The following is a 26,284-nucleotide window of genomic DNA, read 5'->3' as shown; positions in this document are numbered from 1 at the left end:
TGTATTCCAACCAAAGTCTCTTGATTATGAAAACTTTTCTCCTAAACCTCAATATGTTAAGCTTCTCTTGCTTCCTTTTAGCGTGCAGCACGTCGTCGAGTTCAACGAGAACCGAGATGGACAACAGAGGAGTAAACGACAGTTTAGTCTTTACGGATGTTACCGAAAGTCAATTCCCGATAGCTCCGGAATTGCATATTTTAAATCCCTTGTTAGTCGACGTGGATGGTGATGGCGACTTGGATGTTGTTTGTGGCGTGGAAGCTGGTGTTAACCGCCTTTACCTAAATGATGGAAATGGAAAGTTCACATGGGAAAAAGGGATCTTTAGCGATGTTAAACATGACACAGAGCATGTACGCGCTGCCGATTTTAATAATGACGGGAGCATTGATCTAATCTTTGTGGCGGAAGATGATCAAAATCATGAATTCTATTTAGGCAACGGCGATGGGACTTTCACGCCAGCTCATGATCGCCTGCTGGGAAAGAGCGAAGGAAATGGATTAGAAGTAGGAGATGTAAACGGAGATGGCTTGGTTGATATTGTGATTGGTAACTCCGGAGAAGCGGGACAGAACTTCCTATGGATGAATGATCCTGAGAATCCAGGCAACTTTGTGGATGCGACGAAAACGCATCTTCCGCAGGTAAATGACAAAACACAATCTATTGCACTAGCTGATTTAGATGGCGATGGCGATTTAGATATGATGATTGGCAATGAAGTGCCACCCAACCGACTACTTATCAACGACGGTCAAGGGGTCTTTACGGAAAAGACGGATGGCTTCGAGCTGCTGGTGCCTTTGGAAACCCGAATGGTGCTGTTAGCCGATGTAGACGGAGACCAGGATTTGGATGCGGTGTTTTCTAACTTGACAAGTAATGGTGGCGATTGGGATAAGGATCCACAGCTACGCATCCTTATCAATGATGGGAATGCAAACTTTGTAGATGAAACAGATAGAAGGATGCCGAAAAATAAATTTTCATCCTACGCTAGCCAGTTTATCGACTTCGATGGTGACGGCGATCTAGACCTGTTAGTTGGTACTGTTGAAATACCGGGATTTAACCCTGACCAACTTCGGGCTTATGAAAACGACGGTTCGGGTAACTTCACGGATATTACGGAACAAGCCGTTCCAAATTCGGTTGTTGCTCGAGGCTGGGATATGACCGTCGGTGATGTGAATAGCGATGGCATAGACGATGTGGTAACTGGTGGCTGGAGAAGCCAGTCTTACTTATTACTGGGAAGTCAAAGCTCAGACGCCAGCAGTCAGAACAAGAATTTCTAATGTAATATCTTGTAGACTAGCTCACGTAAAAGTGGACCCATGGAGTTATTCGGATTGTCAACACCTTTAGACTTCATATCGTACTCCCGAAGCAGATTGATGATCTGAAAAACCTTCCATTTCCCATAGTTTCGGCCTGCAGTGATATATTCGTCCACGAAATTATAACCAACACCGATGGATTTGGTTAAGCCATTTTTACTTTTATCCTCGGTGTAATGATATTTTAATATTTTGGTAAAATATGTAGCTAATGCACCGAAAACTAAAGGCGCTGGATTCGATCGTGGATTGGCAATAAAATAGTCGATTATCTGGTTGGCCTTAAAAACATTTTTATAGGCTAGGGCTTTATTTAGTTCAAAAACGTTGAAGTCTTTTGAGATACCGATATTCTTTTGGATATCATCGACACCAATTTCTTTGCCTTTCGGCGTATTGAGAAATATTTTCTCTATTTCATTTACAACTTTGGACAGATTTGAACCTAGATACTCGGCCATTAAGGCAGCAGCCTGCGATTGCATCTTATATCCTGCCTTCTTGCAGTAATCAGTAATCCACCCGGCAATTTGATTATCGTAGAGCTTATTCGACTCTAGGACGACTCCTTTGTTCTGAAATAACTTATAAACTTTCTTTCGCTTGTCGAATTTTCCATGCTTAAAGTCGAATACAATAATGGTACTATTTAACGGGTTTTCAAGGTAACCATGCAAGACGGAGACTGCTGCATCTTTGTTCCATTCAAGCGATTGTGCTTCCTTGATTAGAATCACTTGGTATTCGGCCATCATAGGGTATCGTTTCGCCGCATTAACAATGGTTATAAAGTCGGTTTCTTTTCCATATAAAACCGTCTGATTAAAACCACGCTCTGCTTCACTAAGGACATTTTCTTCAATGTAATCAGTAACTTGATCGATATAAAATGACTCTTCTCCGTGCAATAAATAGAAGGGTGCGTACTTTCTAGCCTTAAGATCTGCGATTATATTTTGAAACGTCATTCTGTGGTTTGTTACCTTGATGGAAAGCTTTTGGAATCAGCCAAAAATAAGTAATTTTGGTAGATGTTTAAAGGAATCTCCCTAAATCTCCCTCCCTATCCTTTTCAACTAAAAAGAGAAGACGATAAAATCTTCATTTTTGACGAATTGAGGAAGAGATATCTCTTAGTTACCCCCGAGGAATGGGTGAGGCAACACTGGATTCAATACCTTGTAAATCAAAAACATTACCCGAAGACCTTGATTCAATGTGAAGGCGGATTAAAGCTAAACCAGCTACAAAAACGAACGGACTTATTGGTATATAATCCAGCTGGCGAAAAGGTTTTAATTGCTGAGTTTAAAGCTCCATCGGTAAAGATCACACAGAAAGTTTTTGATCAGATAGCGCGTTACAATTTTATTCACCGGGTCCCACTATTAGTCGTAAGCAATGGATTGCAACATTATTACTGTCGCATCGATTTTGAGCAGCAAACGTACCATTATCTGGAAGAGTTGCCTATGTTCACCTTCGACTAGAGGATTTGGGTCGCTTGTATTTGATCTGAACATCGACAACACCCGTCCGAATCATTCCCAATCGTCTTGCAGCTTTTTTGGACACGTCAATCACACGTCCCGAGATGAAGGGACCACGGTCGTTAATCACAACTTTGACTCGCTGACCATTTCGACGGTTAATAACAGTCACCTTTGTACCGAATGGAAGGGTTCGATGCGCAGCCGTTAGTCGGCCTGGCTTATAGCGTTCACCACTGGCTGTAGGTCGATTCTTAAATTTGTCCGCATAGTAAGATGCTTTGCCAAGCTGTGTAATTTTTGGTGCACAGGAGGCAACCATCGTGACAACTAGAAGCAACAGGAACCATCTTGATACTGTCGTCATTTACTTAAACAGATTATTGAAGAATTCACTAATAGACTTAAAGAAGCCTCCCTCTTTCTTCTCTTGTTTTTCTTCCACTTCGTCGCCATCGTCGACTGCCTGATAGGTGTTTACGAAAGAAGCAGGCCACCACGATTTATCCGTGCCCCAATTTTCATTAGGTTCCGGCCCCATGGTAAAGATAATTTCTCCACCCTTGATGAGGTTTTTGTGCATAAAATAACTTTTGTTATGCGCCTTCCCATTAAATTGAACGGATTGTACATATTTGTTGGCAGGACTATTATTCAATACCCTAATCTCTAACGTCTTATCATTAGCAAGTCGGAAAGTAACTCCATCAACCATCGGGCTACCGATAACATATTCTCCACCTACTGGATTGGCTGGATATAGACCGGCGATGTTCCAGACCGCCCAAGCGCTCATTTGTCCAGCATCTTCATTTCCTGCATAGCCATCAGGCTGATCCAAATACATCGAGTCGACGATCTGTCTGACAAGTGATTGTGTTTTCCATGGCTTCCCAATAAATGTATACATATAAGCAATGTGATGACTGGGTTCATTACCATGAGCATACTGCCCAATAAAACCACTAATATCCGGCGACGCATTTTCTCCAGTGACTTTTGAACTGATCGTAAAGAGCGAATCTAACTTAGCCTCGAGCCCCTCGCCTCCATATAATTCCTTTAAACCTAACACGTCATGAGGAACGAAGAACGAATGCTGCCATGCGTTCCCTTCCATGTAATGCGCCTTTTTCACATCATGTTCTGAATAATAGGGATCAAAGGGTAGTGCCCAAGATCCATCACTGTTTTTAGCGCGCATGAAGCCTGTATTTTCATCAAAGATTCGTTGGTAAGCCAGCGCTCTTTCGGAGAATTGCTGATAATCTTTTGTCTTTCCCATTTTTTTGGCAACGGCGGCAATTGCCCAATCGTCATAAGCATACTCCAACGTCATGGTAGCACTATGGCCGCTTTTGTCTTGGGGTACATAACCATATTCAATATAATCGGGAACGCTTCTCGTACTTTGATTGGCACTGTTTTTCATCGCTTGGTAGGCGCGCTCAGCATCAAGACCCGGCCAATCTTTTAAAATAGCATCAGCTAATACAGGTACTGCATGATAGCCTGTCATGGTATTGGTTTCAGCCGTACTTAAATCCCATACAGGCAAAAGTCCATTTTCATCATGAAATGCCAACATGCTGTTTAGCATATCTGTATATCTTTCCGATTGTGTTAAGGTAAAAAGCGGATTTAGCGCTCGGAATGTATCCCATAAAGAAAATAAGGTATAACGTGTGGCTGCATCGGGCATCCGATGAACTTCGTTATTTGCGTTTTTATATTCACCGTCTGCATCGGAGTAGGTTGTCGGCGCAATAGCAGTATGATATAAAGCTGTATAAAAAATACGCTTAAGTTCTTGATCAGCCGTTCGGATCTCAATCTTCTCTAATTCTTTCTCCCATTTTTCATCGGCAGATGCTTTTGCCTCATTAAAATTCCAATGTCCGATCTCATCTAATGCTAATAATGCTTTTTCAGTGCTGGTCATAGACAAGGCGACTTTCATCTCAACCGTCTTTGGGATACTACTAGCTCGAAAAATAAGCTGTGATGATACGCCTTTGCCTTTTTCATCTGAGGTCAAACCAACTGGTATCTCTCCTACTTCAATGTCAAATTCGCCTTTTAGATGAAAGGACAGCACGGGCTCAGATGTTCTTGCAGCAAAATAGACACGTTGTTGAGAAGCCCAACCAGTGGAATATCGATAACCCACCAAGGTTGAGTCGTTCAGTTTTTTAATAAATGTCTCTACAGGCGTATCCCAGTTTTGGTGGAAACCCATATCAAAACGAATGGTGGGTTCAGAATTATCAGGAAAAGTATAACGATGATAACCAACACGTTCTGAAGCTGTTAATTCGACAAGTATCCCATTATCCAAGCGGACTGAATAATAACCTGGCGATGCTTTTTCATTGCGATGAGAGAAAGTAGCCGGTACAAGAACCGTGTCCTGGCCTTGCAGAGGCTTCAATAAGGGCATGACAGAGATGTCAAGCCAATCACCGATACCCGTTCCACTCAGGTGCATGTGACTAAAGCCTGCAATATGGTTATCACTGTAATGGTATCCGCTAGTCCAATCCCAACCTCCTTTGCCATTGTCCGGACTTAACTGTACCATACCAAAAGGTACTACCGCACCGGGAAAGGTATGCCCATGACCGCCAGTGCCAATGAATGGATCTACAAACGATGTTAACTTGCTTTGACCAAAGCTATTACTAGCAAAAAAAAAGATACTGAAGAGTATATAAAGAGCTGATTTTTTCAAACTTATTCCTTAATGGTGGTAATAAAAAAACGGTTAAAAGTAAAATTCCGTATTTTAAAAGTTTTAAAAATACGGAATTAATCAATTATTTTTCGAAAAATCGACTAGGTATCGAGTCTTTTACTTTTCTTCGGGAACGAACTTCATTGAGATAGAATTAACGCAATGGCGGGTATTTTTATCCGTAAATCGCTCACCTAAAAAGACATGACCAAGATGTCCGCCACAGTTAGCACAGATGATTTCGGTACGCATACCATCAGGATCGGGGATCCGCTTAACTGCTCCATCTATTTCATCGTCGAAACTCGGCCAACCGCAATGGCTTTCAAATTTATCCTCAGATCGATAAATTGGAGCATCACATTGCTTACAAACGTAGGTTCCTTTTTCTTTATTATTCAACAGTTCACCAGTATATGGTCGTTCTGTTCCTTTTCGTAAAATAACGAATTCTTCTTCGGGTGTGAGTTTATTATATTTTGCTGTATCCATTTGTTGTACCTCCTGATGTGTTCTTATTAATCGTTCAGCCCTTTCCGACCCAGCCTCGTGACTTTCTGTATTTTTCGCGTTTGTATAACCACATGCCGTAATGAACAATAGTATCACGCACACTGCATTGGAAATAAACAAACCGAATCTCTTCATCTTAACTGACATTCATTATGTAGAACTAATCCGACATGATACAAGTTACGAAAAAAGCCTGACATTCGAAATGTCAGGCTTTTAATTAACAATCTTTAACAAAATATGTTGCTAGAGATTTAGTTCTCTGTTTCTATATAGTCACTGAATTTAATTCTTCGGCCATCGCTCTGCCGATTTCAGCTGGCGACTCTACTACACGGATTCCGCACTCTTTCATAATCGACATCTTTGCGGCTGCTGTATCTTCAGCACCACCAACAATAGCACCTGCGTGACCCATTCGGCGTCCGGGAGGAGCTGTTTGTCCGGCGATAAAACCAACAACTGGCTTAGTCCCGTGCTCTTTGACCCAACGAGCTGCTTCAGCTTCCATTCCACCTCCAATTTCACCAATCATAATAATACCTTCGGTTTCTGGATCATTCATTAACAGCTCAACAGCCTCTTTAGTAGTGGTTCCAATGATTGGATCACCTCCGATACCGATAGCTGTACTGATTCCTAAACCCGCTTTAACAGTTTGATCAACAGCTTCATAAGTTAGTGTACCGGATTTTGACACAACGCCAACTTTACCTTTCTTAAAGATAAAACCTGGCATGATACCGATTTTAGACTCATCAGCAGTAATAACGCCCGGGCAGTTTGGTCCGATTAAACGAGAATCTTTATCAGCTAGATAAGATTTTACTTGAATCATATCCTTGGTAGGAATTCCTTCGGTGATACATACTATTACGCCTATGCCTGCAGCGGCAGCTTCCATTATAGCATCAGCAGCGAATGCTGGTGGAACGAATATAATAGACACATTAGCACCGGTAGCTTCGACAGCCTCCTGAACAGTATTGAACACGGGGCGGTCTAAATGTTGTTGTCCACCTTTTCCTGGAGTAACACCTCCGACTACTTGGGTACCATATTCAATCATTTGGGATGCGTGATAGGTCCCTTCGTTTCCGGTAAATCCTTGAACGATAACTTTGGAATCTTTATTTACGAGTACACTCATGGGTATATTTTTTGTTAAGCAAAAGTAACTATTTTAAATCAAATTCCTAAAGAATTAAACTGCAAATCATATAGACGCTTATAATAACCGTCCTTCTTAAGCAATTCTTGATGGTTCCCTATTTCTTTGATTTCGCCTTGATCTAACACAATTATTTTATCTGCTTTTTGAATAGTAGAAAGGCGGTGAGCGATGACAATAGCACTGCGATTTTCCATCAGTTTCTCAATTGCCTGCTGTATTAACTCTTCAGTTTCAGTATCAACCGAAGACGTAGCTTCATCAAGAACCAGAATTTTGGGCTGATGAACCAATGCACGGATAAATGAGACCATTTGTGACTGTCCTGATGAAAGGGTTGCTCCTCTTTCCTGAACTTGATAATCAAAACCATTGGGTAATCTATTGATAAATTTGTCCGCACCAATTGATTCAGCAGCTTCAATAATTTGCTCCCGACTAATCGAAGGGTCAAGTAAATTGATATTGTTTTCGACCGTATCAGAGAAGAGAAAAACGTCTTGATGTACGGTAGCAATGCTTTTGTGGAGATAGTTTAGTTCATACTCACGAATATCAACACCATCGACTTTGATACTACCTTTGTTGATTTCATAAAAACGACTTAGGATATTGATAACAGAAGATTTGCCGGCCCCGGTAGCACCTACCAAGGCAAGCGTTTGACCAGGCTCTAATGTAAACGAAATATCTTTCAACACCCACTTCTCTTCATCATAAGCAAACCAGACATTAGAGAATTCTATTTTCCCTTCGATATTCTTAGGCTGCAGGGTTCCCTTATTTTCCGTTTTCTCATCTGTATCTAGAACAGAAAATACACGTTCGGCACCCACCATACCCATTTGCAGGGTATTAAACTTGTCGATTAGCTCCCGAACCGGCCTAAATATCATATTTATATACATAATAAACGCAACGACCACTCCCAGAGAAGTTGTTTCATTTAATACGGATTTACTTCCATACCATACCAATAGCCCCAACGCAATGGCCATAATAATTTCAATCACGGGAAAAAAGATAGAAAAGTACCAGTTAGCGCGTATATGGGCGTTTCGGTGTTCAGCGTTTATAGGTATGAATTTATCGAATTCCTGTTTTTCGCGTCCGAAATATTGAATAATAGCTACTCCGGAAATATGCTCTTGTAAGAATGTGTTTAAGCGCGATACCCAAGTCCGTACATCTTGGAATGATGCTTTCATCGCCTCTTTAAAATAATAGGTTGCGACTAGCATAACCGGCATGGGAATAAGGACAATTAGTGTTAACCGCCAATCGGTATAAAACATCACCCCCAAAATAACAGCCAATTGAAGGATGTCTCCAATAATCTGGATCAGCCCTTGTGAAAATATATCAGAAATGGTTTCTAGATCCGATACGGTTCTAGTGATTAGTCGCCCTAGCGGAGTACGGTCAAAATATTTTAGTCGGAGCTGCAATATATGCTTGAATACATTACTGCGTAGATCTCTGATAACCGACTGCCCGAGCGTGTTGGTCAATAATGTATGAAAATAACGAACAATGGTTTGAAATAATAATAAGCCGAGCATCAGCAATGCCATCTTAGAAAGTCCCTGATAATCCGCTTGAAGAATATAATTATCAAGCGTATGTTCAACCAAAACAGGGAGCAATGGCGCGATAGCCGCCATGACCAAGGTTAAGATGACAGACCATACAAAGATACCACGATATGGCCGCATATAGACCAAAATCCTTCGCAGTAGTTGAACGTCATATGTTTTACCGGCTACCTTTTCACTCATGAGTCTAATGTTTCGATGTCTTTATAACTTACTTTCGTGAGATACAAGCCACAGGCTGGAACCGATGTGCCGGCGAGTGACCGGTTTTTACTTTCTATAATTTCCCGGATAGAATCAGCAGACTTCGTAGAATCATTTCCAATGGAAATCAACGTCCCTACAATCGCTCGCACCATATTACGCAGAAAACGATTGGCTGAGATATAAAACACCAGTACATCATCTGCCTCCCACAGCCATTTCGCGTAGGTGATCTCACAATTATTTGTATAAACCTGAGTATGTGACTTGCTGAAGCAACTAAAATCTCGATAGGTCATCATAATTTCTGCTGCTGCATTCATTCTTCCGACATCAGGCCTATCTCTCAACTGCCAAGAAAACCCTTGTAAAAAAGGGTTCTTGCCAAAATGAATATGGTATTCATAGCTTCTTGAAATCGCATCAAAACGCGCATGGAAATCCGAAGCCACTGAGAAAAAATCTTTGATAACGATATCGTTTGGAAGCAATGAGTTTAAACCATTCAGAACACGAGCAATATCGAGTTTATCTGTTTGCCCGTGGTGTATATCGAAGTGTGCAAAAAGCTGTCTCGCGTGAACTCCAGTATCCGTTCGACCACAACCGACAGTTTTAATATGCTGACGCAAAATCGTGGTCAGTGCCTTATCAACTAATTCCTGAACCGAAACTGCGTTCTCTTGAATTTGCCAACCGTGATAAGCGGTCCCTTTATATGCGATTTCGATACAGTATCTTTGATGTTCATCTCTCACTGTAGCAAAGATAAGAATTCTGTTATTAGAAATTGATGGCGACGATTTATTTGTTCGATAGAAAACAATTTTGAAGGAAGAGGCTTAATCTTATATTTGTATTTTTATTGTATAAAATAAATCAACGATGATTCAACGTATTCAAACTGTCTGGTTATTTCTGGCGAGCTTAACGATTCTGCTCCTTTTCTTATTCCCATATTTACAGTATTTTGATAATTTCGGCACAGCAATGGCCATTAAGATTACGGGAATCTATCAGGGTATAACGGATGGTATCATACAGACCGAGTCTTTTATATTACAGACGATTGCAACGGTTCTAGTAGCTCTATTACCATTAGTTATTATTTTCTTTTATGCAGATAGAAAAAAACAATTACAATTATCTTATCTCAATTTATTCTTAATTATTTTAATGGGAATATGGCTTTATTTTACAGCCGCTGAAGCAACAACTACGGTTAACAAAACACTTCAGTTGGAAAATATAGGCATAGGAGCTTTATTAATACCCATAGCTGGTGTTTTCATATTACTTGCTATTAAAGGTATACGAAAAGATGAAAAACTTATCAAATCCGTAGATCGTCTTCGAGGTTGAAAATAAATATTTATTAACTAGGATTTTAAAAATTAATCTAGTACCTTTGCACCCGCCTTAGGCAATTAGGCCTATCGTGTTATTTACATCATGAACCCATTTATTGAACTGGGGATCCGTCATGATATTGTTAATGCCTTAACAGAGATAGGTTTTGAAAAACCTACACCTATTCAGGAACAGTCCGTTCCCGTGTTACTTGAAGGCAGCAACGACTTTGTCGGATTAGCCCAAACCGGAACCGGAAAAACTGCAGCCTTTGGCTTGCCTTTATTAGAATTACTCGACTTTTCGCAAAAACATCCTCAGGCATTAATCTTATGCCCTACGAGAGAGCTATGTTTGCAGATTTCAAACGACTTGAAGAAGTACGCGAAAAACATGAGCAATGTACACATTGTATCCGTTTACGGCGGTGCAAGCATTAGCGATCAGCTCCGTCAGATACGTCGTGGCGTACAGGTTGTGGTGGCGACACCTGGAAGAATGCTAGATATTCTCGGAAGAAATGCTATCGACTTTTCAAATGTAAAGTATGTTGTTTTAGATGAAGCCGACGAAATGCTAAACATGGGCTTCCAAGAGGATATTAACAATATTCTGTCTACCACTCCGGAAGAGAAAAAAACTTGGTTATTTTCTGCAACCATGCCACGAGAAGTGCGCAAAATAGCAAAACAGTACATGACTGACCCTATGGAATTAACCATGGGCACTCAGAATACTGGAAATGAGAATATTGAGCACGAGTACTACGTGGTACGCGCAGCTGATAAGTTTTCTACATTTAAACGTATTGTTGACTATAATCCGGATATCTTTGGGATTGTATTCTGTCGTACGAAGATTGAAACTCAAGATATTGCCGAAGCCTTGATTAAGGACGGCTATAATGCCAATGCCTTACATGGTGATTTGTCTCAACAACAGCGTGATAAAGTAATGAAGCAATATCGGGACCGTAGCATCCAGCTATTAATAGCAACCGATGTTGCCTCTCGCGGTATTGATGTTAATAACGTAACGCACGTTATTAATTATTCACTTCCTGATGAGGTTGAGAATTATACACATAGAAGTGGCCGTACTGCCCGTGCAGGCAAATCAGGCGTATCCATCTCTATTATTAACGTTAAAGAACTTGGCAAAATTAGACAGATAGAACGGATTATAGGTAAGAAGTTTGTAAAAGCTGATGTACCTAGTGGATTCGATGTTTGCGAAAAACAACTATTTGGAATGATTCACAAAGTTCATAACGTAACGGTAAACGACGAGCAAATTGCACCCTATATTCCTCGTATCATGGAAGAGTTTGGGGAGTTAAGCAAGGAAGATCTGATCAAGCGCTTCGCATCTGTTGAATTTAATCGCTTCTTAGAATATTACAAAAATGCTAAGGATTTAAACGTTAACACGGATAATGTTCGCATTCAAGAAAAAGGCGACAGATCTGGCCGTTCTGGAAGAAGAAATGGAACCAATGTTGGTTTTACCCGTTTGTTTATAAATCTAGGTTCTGTAGATGAATTCAATAGAGGAAGCTTACTAGGCTTTATCTGCAACAATGGAAAAGTGAGCGGCAAATCGGTTGGCAAAATCGATCTAAAAGGCGTTTATTCTTTCTTTGAAGTAGAAGATAAAGATGTTGACAGTCTTTACGCCAACTTTAAGAATATTGAATTTAATGGTCGTGACGTACGTATAGAGAACGCCGGTGCTCGTCCGAGTGAAGGAGGCGACGGTCGTGGTCGCAATCGTAACGGCGGTGGATCTCGATCTAGAAATGGTTTTTCTTCCCGAAACGGTTCATCAAGAAATGGAGGGGAAAGACCTCGAAATGGCTATGAGAAACGTTCTAGAGAAAAGCAAGATTCTGGCTTTCGCGACTTCTCAGGAAGAAGCAAAAGCGAAATGAAGAAACGCTGGTAACAACATAACAAACTATAATAAAAAAAGGGAATTCTTTCGAGTTCCCTTTTTTTATTATAGTCTGACTTCTTACATAATTGTTAATACCCGACAGCTTTGTCGTCGCCGCGAGGATCTGCACCACCGGTCAGAATTCCGTCTTCTGAAACCAATATTGCATCAACTCTGCCTATGGATCCACGGTCTTGGATCTTATATCCCTTTTGATCTAACCTAGCTCTTATTTCCGGAGTAAATGCCGCTGCTTCCGCGTCTACTTGGTCCGGAAGCCATTGGTGGTGAAAGCGCGGCGCGTCCACGGCTTCTTGCATACCCATACCCCAGTCGATAACGTTCAAAATGGTCTGGAAAACTGATGTGATAATCGTTGAGCCTCCCGGTGTGCCTACGACCATAAATAACTGACCATCGTTTTCAACGATGGTTGGTGTCATTGAGCTTAGCATACGTTTGCCAGGTTCAATACTGTTAGCCACTCCTCCTGTTAGGCCGAACATATTAGGAGCACCGGGTTTAACAGAGAAATCATCCATTTCATTATTCAGCAAAAATCCAGCACCACTAACGACAACTTGAGAACCATAAGAGCCATTTAACGTCGTTGTCAGCGAAACTGCATTGCCTTCCTTATCAACGATCGAGAAATGCGTGGTCTCTTCGCTTTCAACTGGCGTAGACACACTCCCTGCCTGAATCGACGAGCTCGGAGTAGCTTGATTAAAGTTCATATCACTCATCCGAATCGCATTGTATTTGATATTGATCAGCTGGTCGCCTGGCACATTATAAAAGTCGGGGTCACCCAAATGCTCAGATCGATCTGCATATACACGGCGTTCTGCCTCTATCATCACTTGTGCTGTTGAATCGCTCTGAAACCCCCATTTCTTTAACGGAAATGCTTCGACACTGTGAAGCAGTTGCAATAAAGCTATACCTCCACTCGAAGGCGGGGGCATAGAGATGATTTTATATCCACGATAAGAACCTACAACCGGCTTTCTCCATTGAGCTTCATAGTCTCGAAGGTCTTGCAAATTGATCAATCCGTTACCACTTTTCATTTCTGCGACAATCTTCTCTGCTGTTTCTCCGCCATAGAATCCATCTCGTCCATGATCTCTGATTAGCTCAAGGGTATGTGCTAATTCGAGCTGAACAAATATGTCCCCCCCCGACCAGTTCTCCGTCGACGTAAATGCTGTTCCTTCGGGGTTATATTTTAAAAAGTTATCTCGTCTTGAATTAAATTCCCGAGCTTGCATCGCGGTTAACGGAAAACCCTTACTTGCCAGATCTATTGCCGGCTGGATTAATTCCTTCCATGAAAGTTTACCATATTTTTGATGCGCTTTAACCATTCCATCGACTGAACCCGGCACACCTGATGCTAATTGCCCTCTTAATGATAAATCGACGATTGGTTCACCATGCATATCCAAATACATATCACGATAGGCTTCTCCCGGTGCTTTTTCCCGAAAATCTAAACTAGCGATATCGCCTGACGCAGAACGATATACTAGAAACCCTCCGCCTCCAAGATTCCCTGCATTCGGATAAACGACTGCTAATGCAAATTGTACTGCAACTGCAGCATCTACGGCATTCCCTCCTTTTTTCAACACCGAAAGACCAACTTCTGAAGCAATCGGATGAGCGGACACAACCATGCCATTTCTATATCCTTTAAGGTCTCTGGCATCTTCCTTTGTAGCTTCTTTAACGGTCTCAGTATGGACCTGTTCTACGCCCGCATTCACAGCAGGTGATTTTCGAAATAGTTTACAGCCCGTACTCGAGAGCACAACCATAAAAGCAATCAGAACAAGGGATATTTTAGAGTTAATCTGGTGTTTCATCAATGACTTTTTTTCACAATTTATTTATAATTTTCTCGCTATTTAACTCAACAATTCCGCTAATAGTCGAGCCTCAACAGTTGGGGAGTGCTTTTCATAAAGAACAGCATAGACGGCACGACATATCGGCAAATCGAGTTCTAATTCTTTAATGATACTGTGGATACATTTACTGGCATAATAGCCTTCGGCAACCATATTCATCTCCAATTGAGCCGAACGCACCGTATAGCCCTTTGCAATCATATTCCCAAATGTACGATTTCTACTGAATTGTGAATATCCCGTAACTAATAAATCTCCTAAATAAGCAGACTCATTTATATCACGTTGAATAGGATGCACAACATTTAAAAGCGATGCCATTTCTCGGATCGCATTTGAAATCAATACTGCTTGAAAATTATCCCCAAAACCTACACCGTGACAAATGCCGCTGGCTATAGCGTAAATATTTTTCAATACGGCTGCGTATTCAATACCGTAAATATCCTCAGATATTGTCGTTTTTATATAGCTGGTATGAAGCAAAGACGCAATTAGCTCTGCTACCTCAGTTGCTTGCGATCCCAGAGTTAGGTAGGATAGTTTCCGTTGAGATACCTCTTCAGCGTGGCAAGGTCCGCTGATAACAGCTATATCATTAACAGGTATATTATACTCAACCTGAAGGTATTCTCCAATGATTTGATTGGTTTCCGGCACAATACCCTTTATTGCCGATACAACGATTTTACCCTGTAGGCTCTCAGGATTTAGCGAGGACAGTGTTTCAATAAGAAATGCTGCTGGCACGCAAAGAATGATAATATTCGACTTTTCAATAATATAGTTTATATCGTTACTTATATTTTCTGGCTCGATATCAATTTGGACCGCGCTTAAATAGTTGGGATTTCTACCATCTTTTATAATCGAATTTCGAGCTTCCTCACTTCTCATCCACCAATATAAATCTTTTGATTCTCTATTATCTAACAACATTCTTACTATTGCCGTAGCCCAACTGCCACCACCAATAACGGCGACCTTTTTCTCTTTTAATCTCATAATGGAGGATAGAAATAATAATTTACCAAGTTAAACTTTATACTGTCAACAAACAAAATGTTTCATTGTTGCCCATGCATTGTAAACCATGTCTAATATATTGTGTATTCAAAATCGATTAACAAAGAATTGTTAAAAGAGGAACCCGCGCAGAATGTATGTCGCGATGGAGAAGTAAAGTATAAGTCCAGTCACATCCACAAGTGTGGCTACGAAAGGCGTGGATGAAGTAGCGGGGTCAGCCCCAAATCGTCGCAAAATGAACGGCAACATAGAACCTATTAATGAACCCCACGTAACAACTCCGACGAGCGATAAACTAACAACAATTGCGATCAGATACCAATGTTCTCCCATATCGCCAAATGCCTGTTGCTGAAAATAGATACGCATAAAACCTAATCCGCCCAGAATCAAACCCAACAACAAACCAGATATTAGCTCACGTTTCATAACGTTCCACCAGTCACTTAACGTAACATCACCCATAGCCATCGACTGAATAATTAGCGTCGATGCCTGTGATCCACTATTTCCACCGCTTGACATAATTAACGGAATAAACACAGCCAGTATAAGAGCACCCGCTAATTGCGCTTCATAATGCCCCATAACCGACGCCGTAAAAAGTTGCCCGAAGAAGAGTAGCACCAGCCATCCTGCACGTTTTTTTACCAGGTTAATGATAGACATATCCATGTAGGGTTCATCTAAAGCTTCCGTACCCCCTATTCGCTGCATGTCTTCGGTATACTCTTCATTAGCTACCCAAAGAATGTCGTCGACAGTAACGATGCCCAACATAATCTGCTGATCATCAGTAACTGGGAGAGCAACCCGATTGTTCATTCTAAAAACGGTAATAGCCTCTTCCTGATGATCCATCGCCTTTAGTGAAATCAAGCGATTATCCATTAGGTCACTAATGAGCACGTCTGGTTTAACCAACAATATTTCGCGAATTCTGATATCGTCTAATAAAACCCCGTCGCTGTCGATCACATACAAAACGTCAATAGTTTCTGAATTTTTTCCATATCTACGGATATGTTCAAGTGCGCGCGCTACGCTCCAGTGCTCCTTTACAGTGATATAATCAGGAGTCATAAGACGACCTACACTCTCTTCTGGATAACCTAGTAACGAAAGAGCTTCTTTTCTATCAGCAGGTGGTAGTAAAATAATCAATTTCTTTACTGCATCGCCATGCAATTCACTAAAGAATGACGTCCTATCATCGGGCGGTAATTCGTTTATTAATTCGGCTATTTTTGGTCCTGATAATTTTTTTACAATTCGCTCTTGAGTAGGAAAGTCGAGAATCCTAAAAACATTAACGGCTCGGTTTATACTTAAGGTTGAAATAAAGGTATCAGCGTACTCTGGAATCTCGTCGATTAAAGCTTCAACATCAGAAATGTTCAGATTATCTAAGTATTCGTTTAGCTTAACGGGATCCCCTTCTTCAAGTAACAATTCAACTTGATCTGTCAACATTTCTATTTCATCCATACGAAGTAATTTAGAGCGTTACATAATTCTCAAATTTGACTTGCACAAAAGTCGGTTTTTTAAAGCAGAACAACGAAAAAGTATATATTTTTTAGCAAATATCATGCACAAAAAAAGCCAAAGCATATTTTGCCTTGGCTTTCCATATAAAATCGCTATTACTTAAACTTTAATCTCAACTTCAACTCCACTTGGTAATTCAAGCTTCATCAAAGCATCAACCGTCTTTGAATTAGAACTGTAGATATCTAACAATCTTTTGTATGCACACAGCTGAAACTGCTCACGTGCTTTTTTGTTAACGTGCGGTGAACGAAGAACTGTGTAGATTTTTTTCTCGGTCGGCAAAGGGATGGGTCCGCTTACCACCGCGCCAGTAGGCTTAACAGTTTTAACAATTTTTTCAGCAGACTTATCAACTAAGTTGTAGTCGTACGATTTTAATTTAATTCTGATTCTTTGGCTCATTTTATTTGTTTTATTTCGACCAACTGTTAGAGCAATTTGTAACAGTCAGTAATTTATTACGTTTTAATCTTCGGAGCTTACTTTACCTTTTGCTTTGGCCACGACTTCCTCCTGAACATTTTTAGGTGCAGCTTCATAGTGATCAAACTCCATAGTCGACGTTGCACGACCTGATGTAATGGTACGCAACTGTGTAACGTATCCAAACATTTCAGAAAGTGGAACAAGTGCTTTAATTACCTGAACACCATTGCGGCTATCCATACCCTGTAGTTGTCCACGACGACGGTTCAAATCTCCCATTACATCACCCATGTTCTCCTCTGGAGTTAAAACCTCTATCTTCATAATAGGCTCCATTAAAACAGGAGAACATTTAGGAAGGGCATTACGAAATGCTGCGCGAGCTGCAATCTCGAATGACAATGAATCTGAATCCACGGGGTGGAATGATCCATCAATCAGACGAACTTTCATATCGCTAACTGGGAATCCGGCTAACACACCGTTAACCATTGAAGTCTCAAAACCTTTTTGTACCGAAGGAATATATTCCCGTGGAATAGCACCACCAACGATCTCATTCTCGAACTGTAAACCAGTTTTACCTTCGTCGATAGGAGATACTACTACCTGGATATCCGCGAACTTACCACGTCCACCAGTTTGTTTCTTATAAGTTTCTCGGTGTTGAACTGTTCCGGTAATAGCCTCTTTGTATGCTACTTGCGGAGCACCTTGATTGATTTCGACTTTAAATTCACGTTTCAAACGGTCAATTAATACATCTAGGTGTAATTCACCCATTCCGGAAATCACAGTCTGACCAGTATCATCATCGCTTTTTACTTGGAATGTAGGGTCTTCTTCTGCTAATTTAGCAAGAGCCATACCTAACTTATCAACATCCGCTTGAGTTTTTGGTTCAATAGCCAAACCAATTACAGGATCAGGGAAATCCATAGACTCTAATACAATTGGATTTTTTTCATCACAAAGAGTATCTCCAGTTTTAATATCCTTAAATCCAACAACGGCCGCAATATCTCCTGCTCCAACATTAGGAATAGCATTCTGCTTATTCGCATGCATTTGGAAAATACGAGAAATACGCTCTTTATTGTCTGAACGGGTGTTATATACATAAGAACCCGCTTCTAGGTTACCTGAGTATACGCGAATAAAGCAAAGTCGTCCAACAAATGGATCTGTTGCAATCTTAAATGCCAAGGCTGCAAAGGGCTCCTTTACATCAGGTTTACGTACAACTACTTCTTCAGTTTTAGGATTTGTTCCTTCAATTGCTTCAACGTCAAGTGGAGACGGAAGTAATTCCATTACATAGTCTAACATAGTCTGCACACCCTTGTTTTTAAAGGATGAACCACACACCATAGGAACAATTTTAGCGTCAAGAGTAGCTGCACGAAGTGCATCTAGAATCTCACGCTCAGTAATTGAATCAGGATCGTCAAAGAACTTTTCCATTAAGGTCTCATCATAATCCGCAACAGCTTCTAAAAGCTTTTCTCTCCAAACTGCTGTTTCTTCTAATAATTCATCAGGAATCGGAACTTCAGTAAATGTCATTCCTTTATCTTCGGTATTCCAAACAATGCCTCGGTTGTTAATTAAATCAACCACTCCTTTGAAAGTATCTTCTGATCCAATTGGCAATTGCAAAGGAACCGCGTGGCTTCCTAACATTTCACGAACCTGACCAACAACTTTTAAGAAATCAGCGCCCGAACGGTCCATTTTATTAACAAAACCAATCCGAGGTACATTGTAATTATTTGCTAAACGCCAATTTGTTTCAGATTGAGGCTCAACACCGTCAACGGCCGAGAACAAAAATACTAATCCGTCCAAAACACGAAGTGAACGGTTCACCTCTACAGTAAAGTCAACGTGCCCTGGCGTATCAATAATATTAATGTGATACTGATTGTCTCTATATTTCCATCCCACTGTTACTGCCGCGGAAGTAATGGTAATTCCACGCTCCTGCTCTTGCGCCATCCAGTCTGTAGTAGCAGAACCTTCGTGAGTTTCTCCTAATTTGTGGTTAACTCCAGAATAAAAAAGAATACGCTCAGTAGTTGTAGTTTTACCGGCATCAATGTGGGCAGCGATACCAATATTTCTAGTGAATTTTAAGTCTCTTGACATGATTTATTTTTTTCGTTTTTCGTATCAAAAATATCACACCGACAGTCTTCTCCCTATAGAGAAAAAAACTGTCGGTGTGATAATATCGAACATAAAGTGTTAAGATTAGAATCTAAAATGCGAGAACGCTTTGTTAGCTTCGGCCATCTTGTGTACATCTTCCTTTTTCTTAACCGCTGCGCCTTCACCTTTGGATGCAGAGATGATTTCTCCTGCTAATTTTTCATGCATAGTTTTTTCACCTCTTTTGCGTGCGTAGCTAATTAGCCATTTCATTCCTAAAGCAATTTTTCGCTCCGGACGAACCTCAGTAGGAACTTGGAAGTTAGCTCCACCTACACGACGAGATTTCACCTCTACAGAAGGCATTACATTGTTTAAAGCTTTTTTCCAAGCTTCAAGACCGTTCTCGTTAGTTTTATCCTCAACTAACTGAACTGCATCATAAAATATTGAATATGCGATAGATTTTTTTCCATCGTACATCATGTTGTTCACAAAACGCGTTACCTGAGCATCATTAAATTTTGGATCAGGTAAAATGATTCGTTTTTTTGGTTTTGACTTTCTCATCTTTAATTTCTCCTAAAATTTAATTACTTTGCAGCTTGTCCGGGTTTAGGACGTTTAGTTCCGTATTTAGAACGACGCTGGTTACGACCGGCAACGCCCGATGTATCTAACGCACCACGAACAATGTGATAACGAACTCCTGGAAGATCTTTAACACGACCTCCGCGAATCAATACAATTGAGTGTTCTTGCAAATTGTGTCCTTCTCCAGGAATATAAGCGTTTACTTCTTTTCCATTTGTCAAACGTACACGTGCAACTTTACGCATAGCCGAGTTTGGCTTTTTAGGGGTAGTGGTGTACACACGAGTACATACACCTCTTCGCTGTGGACAGCTGTCCAATGCTGGCGACTTACTCTTGTCAACCAAAGCTACTCTACCTTTTCTTACTAGTTGTTGAATAGTAGGCATTTAGTGTTTTTTAAATTTATTTATTCCTATTTACTTTTTAGGACTGCAAAGATATAGGAAATCTCTTTATATATCAAGTATTTATTATTTTAAAAAACAAACTAGACTCGCCTTCTATTTTAGGCAATTCAGCGCGATAAATAACAAATAGTTGAAAATAAATTTGAATATTAGAATAACCGTCTTATTTTTGGTATTCTCAGTCCACAACTGACGAACTATTTTACCTAGATTTTAACTAACTATTAATGGAATTTTTACAAAACAATCTTATCTATGCCATACCGCTTGTCGGTATCATTGGACTTATCGTGATGATCACGAAAAGTGCTTGGGTCTCGAAGCAAGAAGCGGGCGACGACAATATGCGTACACTAGCAGGTTATATTGCAGAGGGCGCGATGGCTTTTTTAAAAGCAGAGTGGAAAGTACTTTCATATTTCGTAATTATTGCTGCATTAATTCTTGGCTACTCTGGAACATTAATTGAAACATCGAGCTGGGTGATAGCTGTTTCTTTCATTATTGGTGCCTTTACATCTGCGTTTGCAGGATATATAGGTATGAACATAGCCACGAAAGCCAACGTCCGCACTACACAAGCTGCTCGTACGAGCTTGGCAAAAGCTCTGAAAGTTTCTTTTACGGCAGGAAGCGTGATGGGCATCGGTGTCGTAGGCTTAGCTATACTTGGATTAGGAAGTTTGTTTATTGTATTCTACCAATTATATGTTATTAACACCGGAGGCTCTGTAAACGGTTTAGAAATGGAAAAAGCCTTAGAAGTCTTAGCCGGTTTTTCATTGGGGGCAGAATCAATTGCTCTTTTCGCACGTGTAGGTGGTGGCATCTATACAAAAGCTGCCGACGTCGGTGCGGATCTCGTAGGAAAAGTAGAAGCTGGAATCCCAGAAGATGATGTGCGCAACCCAGCGACCATCGCCGATAACGTGGGTGATAATGTAGGCGATGTTGCAGGAATGGGAGCCGATCTATTTGGCTCTTTTGTAGCAACCCTACTTGCAACAATGGTTCTAGGAAGGGAGATTATTTCAAATGATAATTTCGATGGAATAGCTCCTATATTATTGCCTATGGTCATTGCAGGTCTGGGTCTACTCTTTTCGATTATCTCAACATCTCTTGTTAAAATTAAGAACGAGACAAGCAATGTTCAAAGCGCTCTTAATCTTGGAAACTGGGCGTCTATCATTCTAACGGCCATCGCATCTTTCTTTGCCGTCAAATGGATAATGCCGGAAAGCATGATCTTGCGTGGATATGAATTTACCAATACGGATGTTTTTCTCTCTATTATGGTAGGTCTCATCGTAGGCGCCTTGATGAGCTATGTAACCGAGTATTTTACATCCATGGGCAAACGCCCTGTAATGTCGATCATTAAACAATCTTCAACGGGTCATGCTACAAATATAATCGGCGGGTTGGCAATCGGTATGGAGTCTACTGTTATTCCTATCTTGGTACTCGCAGGCGGTATTTATGGCTCGTATCACTTTGCTGGTTTTTATGGCGTTGCCATCGCGGCGGCGGGTATGATGGCTACAACAGCCATGCAATTAGCCATAGATGCATTTGGCCCAGTTGCAGATAACGCCGGCGGAATTGCCGAAATGAGTCAACTTCCCGATGAGGTTCGTGATCGTACAGACAACCTTGATGCGGTAGGCAACACCACAGCAGCAACCGGCAAAGGTTTTGCGATTGCTTCCGCCGCATTGACGTCCCTCGCTCTATTCGCAGCTTTTGTTGGACTTGCAGGTATCGATCAGATTGATATATACAAAGCGGATGTTTTAGCGGGTTTATTCGTGGGTGGTATGATTCCGTTCATATTCTCTTCACTTTGTATCTCGGCTGTCGGACGTGCTGCTATGGAAATGGTAAAAGAGGTTAGAAGACAGTTCAGAGAAATACCCGGTATAATGGAATACAAAGCAAAACCGGAATATCAAAAATGTGTAGCAATCTCAACTAAGGCCTCGCTTAGGGAAATGATATTACCTGGAGCGATTGCTCTTCTTGTTCCGGTTATTATTGGCTTTCTTTTCGGACCAGAAGTTCTTGGAGGTCTTTTAGCAGGGGTAACCGTATCAGGCGTATTGATGGGGATATTTCAAAATAATGCCGGAGGAGCATGGGATAATGCCAAAAAATCGTTTGAAAAGGGTGTTGAAATCGACGGTCAGACTCACTACAAGAACTCTGAACCTCACAAAGCCTCGGTCACAGGTGATACGGTTGGTGATCCATTTAAAGACACTTCCGGTCCTTCGATGAACATCTTAATTAAGTTAATGTCCATCGTATCGTTAATCATTGCTCCACACATAAACGAAGCCAATGTAGAGGAAGCTAAAAACATTATAAAAGAACCCGAACCAATCGAGATTGTGGTCAATTTAAATGAAACAGAACCCGAACGGTTGTAGTACACAGCTAGTTATCTAAAACTTGATAAATGATATATAAAAAGCGACTTACGAAAAAAAGGTCGCTTTTTATATTTTCACTCAAAAATTTGTACGTTTGAACTGAAATAAAAACAAACCAGCTAAGAGTCAACCAAAGCCTATGTTATTTAAAAAATCAATACCTGCATTAGTCGCCGAAGCAAAAGAAATCGGTGAAGGAACTCTAAAACGAACATTAACAAGTTATCATCTGGTTGCTCTAGGCGTCGGTGCTATCATTGGCGCTGGATTATTTTCATTGACAGGGATTGTTGCAGCAGAGAATGCAGGTCCGGCCGTCACCCTGTCATTTGTCCTTGCCGCATGCGTCTGTGGTCTTGCTGGCTTATGCTATGCAGAATTCGCATCGATGATTCCAGTCGCCGGAAGCGCATACACTTACTCGTATGCAACCATGGGAGAATGGGTTGCTTGGATTATCGGATGGGACCTCGTATTGGAATATGCTTTAGGCGCCGCCACTGTAGCGGTCAGCTGGTCCCAATATCTTAGTCAATTTCTAAGTGGCTTTGGAATACATATTCCGAACTCACTATTACATGGACCATGGGAGTCTTATGAAACTATCAACGGTCTTACCGAAACTGGAATTATCAACCTGCCGGCCATTGCGATTGTTTGTATATTATCGCTGCTTCTAATGAAAGGAACGGCCGAGTCGTCATTCGTAAACAATCTTTTAGTAATAGTTAAGCTTGCTGTTGTCCTTATTTTCATAGGCCTAGGGTGGTCATTTATGAATCCTGCCAACCATAGCCCTTTTATCCCGACGAATACCGGCGAAGAGCTCTTAAAATCTGGTGAAATTGGCATTTTTGATTTCTTTAAAGAAGGTTATTTTGGAGAATACGGCATAACCGGAATTATGCGGGGTGCCGGGGTCGTCTTCTTTGCATTTATAGGCTTTGATGCCGTTAGCACAGCAGCACAAGAGGCTAAAAATCCTCAGAAAGACATGCCCATTGGTATTATCGGCTCTTTAATTGTATGTACAATTATCTATTTCCTGTTCTCGTTCGTAATGACCGGACTTGCAAATTATACCCAATTCGAAAATGATGCTAGCCCGGTTACTACAGCTTTTGCAGTTACGGGTTATACCTTCTTAAATCAATTTCTGATGATTGCAATCTTGACGGGTTATACGTCAGTAATACTCGTAATGCTCTTGGGGCAAAGTCGTGTTTTCTATAGTATGAGTAAGGATGGATTGCTTCCATCATTGTTTTCAGATTTATCTAGAAAGCAAACTCCTTGGAAAACTAACCTAATCTTTATGTTTTTCGTGAGCGCGTTTGCTGGCTTTGTTCCGATATCCGACCTCGGACACATGGTTAGTATTGGTGCGCTTTTTGCTTTCTCATTAGTCTGTATCGGAGTTGTTATTCTAAGAAAAACAGACCCCAATGCGCATCGACCGTTTAAAACACCTTTTGTTCCTGTAATACCAATATTAGGAGTGATAGTGTGTGTGCTTTTGATGGGATCGCTTCCGATTGAAAGTTGGGAACGATTAGGAATATGGATGGCGCTTGGAATTGCTATTTATCTCTTTTACGGTAAAAAACATAGTAAGATAAGAAACAAACAGCGGTAATATCAAATCATCTAATGCATAAATAGTTACAAAAGAATAATATTATTCGTCAATAGGTTATATGTATTTCAACTTCAAAGAGATTCTGTCAGTGTCAATGATACTGTTTGCGATAATTGATATTTTAGGATCGATACCTATCATTATCGATCTGCGGCAAAAGGTCGGACAGATTCAATCAGAAAAAACGTGCTTGGTAGCCATGGGAATCATGTTGGCTTTTCTTTTTATTGGAGAAGAGCTTCTAAACATAATTGGCGTTGATGTAGCGTCTTTTGCTATAGCAGGTTCATTAGTCATCTTTTTCATAGCGATGGAAATGGTACTGGGGATTACGGTCTTCAAGGAAGACAGTCATGAGACGGCCTCAATAATACCATTAGCATTCCCTTTAATTGCCGGTGCAGGCACCTTAACAACACTCTTATCACTCAAGGCAGAGTTTGCTACTCAAAATATTATTATTGGAATTATTTTAAATTTTATTGTCGTATACTTAGTGTTGAAAAACACATATCGACTTGAGAGAATGCTCGGCAAAAACGGGTTGAGCGTACTTAGAAAAGCCTTCGGGATTATCCTACTGGCAATTGCTATAAAATTATTTCGTTCGAATACGGGAATTTAACGGGGGATCGTCAACCTAGCGGCAAATAATGTATCTGCTCCGTTTGTACTACCTTCAAAGTAATCCATTGACTCAACCTGAAAACCCTTTTCGACAAGATGTGCAACTTGGTCTTCATTTTCTAATTTATAAACGGAACAGGTAATATAAATTAGTGGCTTACCAAGTTTGACGTGCTTTACAACTGTATTTAATATATCTCGTTGAAGTTGTTGATAATACATCAGCTTATCATTGTCAAAAACGGACAGATGCTCGGGCGCCCTACCCCAGGTTCCCGAACCTGAACATGGAGCGTCGACAATAATTCCATCAAACGTTTCGTAACCAATTACATTGGCGGTATTCTTCGTTAAGTCGATTATCTTTTTTCGATAAGAATTGATTCCAGCTTTGTCAAAACGCTCATCTAGGTTTCTAAGTATACTTAAGCGACTATCCGAAACCATTAGTTCTATATTCGGGTTTACCTCCTTTAACAGTAGCGACTTACCACCTGAGGCTGCACAAGCATCCCACCAGCTTTCGCCATCGTTCGGCTTCAAGAGGTTAATAATTTGCTGTGAGCTTAAATCTTGAACTTCATAATATCCGGCAATCTCTTTAATTTTATCTAATTGACTGCCATTCGATAATTGCAGGGTTTTTTGCCCAATCGACTTATACTCAATGTTATTTTTGACAAGTACTTCCTGAACAAAACGTTCATGTCCCGAACGTAGTCTGATAAATAAATCCCGCGGCTGAAAATGACTCTGCAAGAACTTTTCTTTATTCACCTTCGGGGAAATTCTATGTGATAGAGGAAATATCTGCTCAAGCTTAAACTGATACTCCGTTTCCAGAAGCATCATTTTATCTTCTATGTTCTTCTGGATATGAGGAAGAAGTAATGGTTCTAACAGCGCAACAAAATCACTCGAAGTAGTGCAAAGAAATTCAGCTATAGCCAAACGGCGCTCAATCGGCAGATTGGGCAAACCGGCCCCCAATCGAAAATAATTATATATTAACCGGCTTGCTATCTTTCGATCCTTGGATCCCATTTGCTTGTTTCGTCGAAAATAACTACTAAGGAAACGAGCTAAGGGGATCTCATGATGATACTGACCTAGTATATTTTTAAAGATACTGATTTGTTGACCTAACCGCTTCTCATTCATGAAT

General features: G+C 40.7%; 22 protein-coding genes. 7 read left to right on the top strand and 15 right to left on the bottom strand.

The window, feature by feature from the left end; genetic code table 11:
* Positions 1 to 26 precede the first annotated feature (26 nt).
* Positions 27 to 1,304: an FG-GAP repeat domain-containing protein gene (locus WKR92_RS10245; protein ID WP_375557735.1), complete on the top strand. Its 1,278-nt coding sequence runs from the start codon at positions 27 to 29 to the stop codon at positions 1,302 to 1,304.
* Here the strand turns inward: WKR92_RS10245 and holA are convergent.
* A complete protein-coding gene (holA, locus tag WKR92_RS10240; protein ID WP_375557734.1) occupies positions 1,301 to 2,314 on the bottom strand; it encodes a DNA polymerase III subunit delta in 1,014 nt (337 codons plus the stop codon). The genes WKR92_RS10245 and holA overlap by 4 nt on opposite strands.
* Positions 2,315 to 2,377: 63 nt before the next feature.
* Here holA and WKR92_RS10235 point away from each other — a divergent pair, with 63 nt between their 5' ends.
* Positions 2,378 to 2,836, top strand: a complete 459-nt coding sequence (locus WKR92_RS10235; protein ID WP_375557733.1) for a type I restriction enzyme HsdR N-terminal domain-containing protein — start codon at positions 2,378 to 2,380, stop codon at positions 2,834 to 2,836.
* Here WKR92_RS10235 and WKR92_RS10230 read toward each other — a convergent pair.
* From WKR92_RS10230 to truA, 6 genes are all read right to left on the bottom strand, one after another.
* Complete coding sequence (locus WKR92_RS10230; RefSeq protein ID WP_375557732.1) at positions 2,823 to 3,203, bottom strand: septal ring lytic transglycosylase RlpA family protein; 381 nt, start codon at positions 3,201 to 3,203, stop codon at positions 2,823 to 2,825. The genes WKR92_RS10235 and WKR92_RS10230 overlap by 14 nt on opposite strands.
* Positions 3,204 to 5,567 carry a GH92 family glycosyl hydrolase gene (locus WKR92_RS10225; protein ID WP_375557731.1) on the bottom strand — a complete coding sequence of 788 codons (2,364 nt, stop codon included), beginning with the start codon at positions 5,565 to 5,567 and terminating at the stop codon, positions 3,204 to 3,206.
* Positions 5,568 to 5,687: 120 nt separating this feature from the next.
* Positions 5,688 to 6,218, bottom strand: a complete 531-nt coding sequence (locus tag WKR92_RS10220; protein ID WP_375557730.1) for a methionine-R-sulfoxide reductase — start codon at positions 6,216 to 6,218, stop codon at positions 5,688 to 5,690.
* Positions 6,219 to 6,351: 133 nt separating this feature from the next.
* Entirely contained in the window at positions 6,352 to 7,233 is an 882-nt protein-coding gene (gene sucD, locus WKR92_RS10215) for a succinate--CoA ligase subunit alpha (protein ID WP_375557729.1), read from the bottom strand.
* 38 nt (positions 7,234 to 7,271) lie between these two features.
* Positions 7,272 to 9,032, bottom strand: coding sequence for an ABC transporter ATP-binding protein (locus tag WKR92_RS10210; RefSeq protein WP_375557728.1), 1,761 nt, complete (start codon positions 9,030 to 9,032; stop codon positions 7,272 to 7,274).
* Complete coding sequence (truA, locus tag WKR92_RS10205) at positions 9,029 to 9,811, bottom strand: tRNA pseudouridine(38-40) synthase TruA (RefSeq protein WP_375557727.1); 783 nt, start codon at positions 9,809 to 9,811, stop codon at positions 9,029 to 9,031. The genes WKR92_RS10210 and truA overlap by 4 nt, the downstream gene beginning before the upstream one ends.
* Positions 9,812 to 9,938: 127 nt before the next feature.
* On the opposite strand from truA, the gene WKR92_RS10200 reads away from it, so the two are divergent.
* Together WKR92_RS10200 and WKR92_RS10195 are read left to right on the top strand one after the other, a co-directional pair.
* Positions 9,939 to 10,415, top strand: a complete 477-nt coding sequence (locus WKR92_RS10200; RefSeq protein WP_375557726.1) for a DUF4293 domain-containing protein — start codon at positions 9,939 to 9,941, stop codon at positions 10,413 to 10,415.
* A 90-nt stretch (positions 10,416 to 10,505) separates the two neighbouring features.
* Complete coding sequence (locus tag WKR92_RS10195; RefSeq protein WP_375557725.1) at positions 10,506 to 12,347, top strand: DEAD/DEAH box helicase; 1,842 nt, start codon at positions 10,506 to 10,508, stop codon at positions 12,345 to 12,347.
* Positions 12,348 to 12,427: 80 nt separating this feature from the next.
* Here the strand turns inward: WKR92_RS10195 and ggt are convergent, their stop codons facing one another.
* From ggt to rpsL, 7 genes are all read right to left on the bottom strand, one after another.
* Complete coding sequence (ggt, locus tag WKR92_RS10190; protein ID WP_375557724.1) at positions 12,428 to 14,209, bottom strand: gamma-glutamyltransferase; 1,782 nt, start codon at positions 14,207 to 14,209, stop codon at positions 12,428 to 12,430.
* A gap of 42 nt (positions 14,210 to 14,251) precedes the next feature.
* Positions 14,252 to 15,259, bottom strand: coding sequence for an NAD(P)H-dependent glycerol-3-phosphate dehydrogenase (locus WKR92_RS10185; RefSeq protein WP_375557723.1), 1,008 nt, complete (start codon positions 15,257 to 15,259; stop codon positions 14,252 to 14,254).
* Positions 15,260 to 15,391: 132 nt separating this feature from the next.
* Entirely contained in the window at positions 15,392 to 16,771 is a 1,380-nt protein-coding gene (gene mgtE, locus WKR92_RS10180; protein ID WP_375557722.1) for a magnesium transporter, read from the bottom strand.
* A 162-nt stretch (positions 16,772 to 16,933) separates the two neighbouring features.
* On the bottom strand, positions 16,934 to 17,239 hold the full coding sequence (gene rpsJ / locus WKR92_RS10175; protein WP_002993539.1) for a 30S ribosomal protein S10: 306 nt from the start codon (positions 17,237 to 17,239) through the stop codon (positions 16,934 to 16,936).
* Between the two features lie 63 nt (positions 17,240 to 17,302).
* Complete coding sequence (gene fusA, locus WKR92_RS10170) at positions 17,303 to 19,411, bottom strand: elongation factor G (RefSeq protein ID WP_375557721.1); 2,109 nt, start codon at positions 19,409 to 19,411, stop codon at positions 17,303 to 17,305.
* 105 nt (positions 19,412 to 19,516) lie between these two features.
* Positions 19,517 to 19,984, bottom strand: a complete 468-nt coding sequence (gene rpsG / locus WKR92_RS10165; protein WP_375557720.1) for a 30S ribosomal protein S7 — start codon at positions 19,982 to 19,984, stop codon at positions 19,517 to 19,519.
* A 23-nt stretch (positions 19,985 to 20,007) separates the two neighbouring features.
* The gene (rpsL, locus tag WKR92_RS10160; RefSeq protein WP_375557719.1) at positions 20,008 to 20,397 is read right to left on the bottom strand and encodes a 30S ribosomal protein S12; all 390 of its coding nucleotides are present in this window, start codon (positions 20,395 to 20,397) and stop codon (positions 20,008 to 20,010) included.
* 248 nt (positions 20,398 to 20,645) lie between these two features.
* Here rpsL and WKR92_RS10155 point away from each other — a divergent pair, with 248 nt between their 5' ends.
* The 3 genes from WKR92_RS10155 (at position 20,646) to WKR92_RS10145 (ending at position 25,117) form a co-directional block, all read left to right on the top strand.
* Entirely contained in the window at positions 20,646 to 22,850 is a 2,205-nt protein-coding gene (locus WKR92_RS10155; RefSeq protein ID WP_375557718.1) for a sodium-translocating pyrophosphatase, read from the top strand.
* A 142-nt stretch (positions 22,851 to 22,992) separates the two neighbouring features.
* Complete coding sequence (locus WKR92_RS10150) at positions 22,993 to 24,489, top strand: amino acid permease (protein ID WP_375557717.1); 1,497 nt, start codon at positions 22,993 to 22,995, stop codon at positions 24,487 to 24,489.
* A 61-nt stretch (positions 24,490 to 24,550) separates the two neighbouring features.
* Complete coding sequence (locus tag WKR92_RS10145) at positions 24,551 to 25,117, top strand: MarC family protein (protein ID WP_375557716.1); 567 nt, start codon at positions 24,551 to 24,553, stop codon at positions 25,115 to 25,117.
* Here WKR92_RS10145 and WKR92_RS10140 read toward each other — a convergent pair.
* Positions 25,114 to 26,280 (bottom strand): RsmB/NOP family class I SAM-dependent RNA methyltransferase, encoded by a 1,167-nt coding sequence (locus tag WKR92_RS10140; RefSeq protein WP_375557715.1) that lies wholly within the window; start codon positions 26,278 to 26,280, stop codon positions 25,114 to 25,116. The genes WKR92_RS10145 and WKR92_RS10140 overlap by 4 nt on opposite strands.
* Positions 26,281 to 26,284 lie beyond the last annotated feature (4 nt).

This window comes from Albibacterium profundi (assembly GCF_042159835.1).
GTDB classification, from domain to species: domain Bacteria; phylum Bacteroidota; class Bacteroidia; order Sphingobacteriales; family Sphingobacteriaceae; genus Albibacterium; species Albibacterium profundi.
Note: the sequence above shows the minus strand (reverse complement) of the source record. Positions and strands in the feature narration are given on the sequence as shown.

Excerpts from the sequence above, each read along its gene's own strand:
- WKR92_RS10245 (WP_375557735.1), top strand. The coding sequence starts at position 27 with ATGAAAACTTTTCTCCTAAACCTCAATATGTTAAGCTTCTCTTGCTTC.
- holA (WP_375557734.1), bottom strand. The coding sequence starts at position 2,314 with ATGACGTTTCAAAATATAATCGCAGATCTTAAGGCTAGAAAGTACGCA.
- WKR92_RS10235 (WP_375557733.1), top strand. The coding sequence starts at position 2,378 with ATGTTTAAAGGAATCTCCCTAAATCTCCCTCCCTATCCTTTTCAACTA.
- WKR92_RS10230 (WP_375557732.1), bottom strand. The coding sequence starts at position 3,203 with ATGACGACAGTATCAAGATGGTTCCTGTTGCTTCTAGTTGTCACGATG.
- WKR92_RS10220 (WP_375557730.1), bottom strand. The coding sequence starts at position 6,218 with ATGAAGAGATTCGGTTTGTTTATTTCCAATGCAGTGTGCGTGATACTA.
- sucD (WP_375557729.1), bottom strand. The coding sequence starts at position 7,233 with ATGAGTGTACTCGTAAATAAAGATTCCAAAGTTATCGTTCAAGGATTT.
- WKR92_RS10210 (WP_375557728.1), bottom strand. The coding sequence starts at position 9,032 with ATGAGTGAAAAGGTAGCCGGTAAAACATATGACGTTCAACTACTGCGA.
- WKR92_RS10200 (WP_375557726.1), top strand. The coding sequence starts at position 9,939 with ATGATTCAACGTATTCAAACTGTCTGGTTATTTCTGGCGAGCTTAACG.
- WKR92_RS10195 (WP_375557725.1), top strand. The coding sequence starts at position 10,506 with ATGAACCCATTTATTGAACTGGGGATCCGTCATGATATTGTTAATGCC.
- ggt (WP_375557724.1), bottom strand. The coding sequence starts at position 14,209 with ATGAAACACCAGATTAACTCTAAAATATCCCTTGTTCTGATTGCTTTT.
- WKR92_RS10185 (WP_375557723.1), bottom strand. The coding sequence starts at position 15,259 with ATGAGATTAAAAGAGAAAAAGGTCGCCGTTATTGGTGGTGGCAGTTGG.
- mgtE (WP_375557722.1), bottom strand. The coding sequence starts at position 16,771 with ATGGATGAAATAGAAATGTTGACAGATCAAGTTGAATTGTTACTTGAA.
- rpsJ (WP_002993539.1), bottom strand. The coding sequence starts at position 17,239 with ATGAGCCAAAGAATCAGAATTAAATTAAAATCGTACGACTACAACTTA.
- fusA (WP_375557721.1), bottom strand. The coding sequence starts at position 19,411 with ATGTCAAGAGACTTAAAATTCACTAGAAATATTGGTATCGCTGCCCAC.
- rpsG (WP_375557720.1), bottom strand. The coding sequence starts at position 19,984 with ATGAGAAAGTCAAAACCAAAAAAACGAATCATTTTACCTGATCCAAAA.
- rpsL (WP_375557719.1), bottom strand. The coding sequence starts at position 20,397 with ATGCCTACTATTCAACAACTAGTAAGAAAAGGTAGAGTAGCTTTGGTT.
- WKR92_RS10155 (WP_375557718.1), top strand. The coding sequence starts at position 20,646 with ATGGAATTTTTACAAAACAATCTTATCTATGCCATACCGCTTGTCGGT.
- WKR92_RS10150 (WP_375557717.1), top strand. The coding sequence starts at position 22,993 with ATGTTATTTAAAAAATCAATACCTGCATTAGTCGCCGAAGCAAAAGAA.
- WKR92_RS10145 (WP_375557716.1), top strand. The coding sequence starts at position 24,551 with ATGTATTTCAACTTCAAAGAGATTCTGTCAGTGTCAATGATACTGTTT.
- WKR92_RS10140 (WP_375557715.1), bottom strand. The coding sequence starts at position 26,280 with ATGAATGAGAAGCGGTTAGGTCAACAAATCAGTATCTTTAAAAATATA.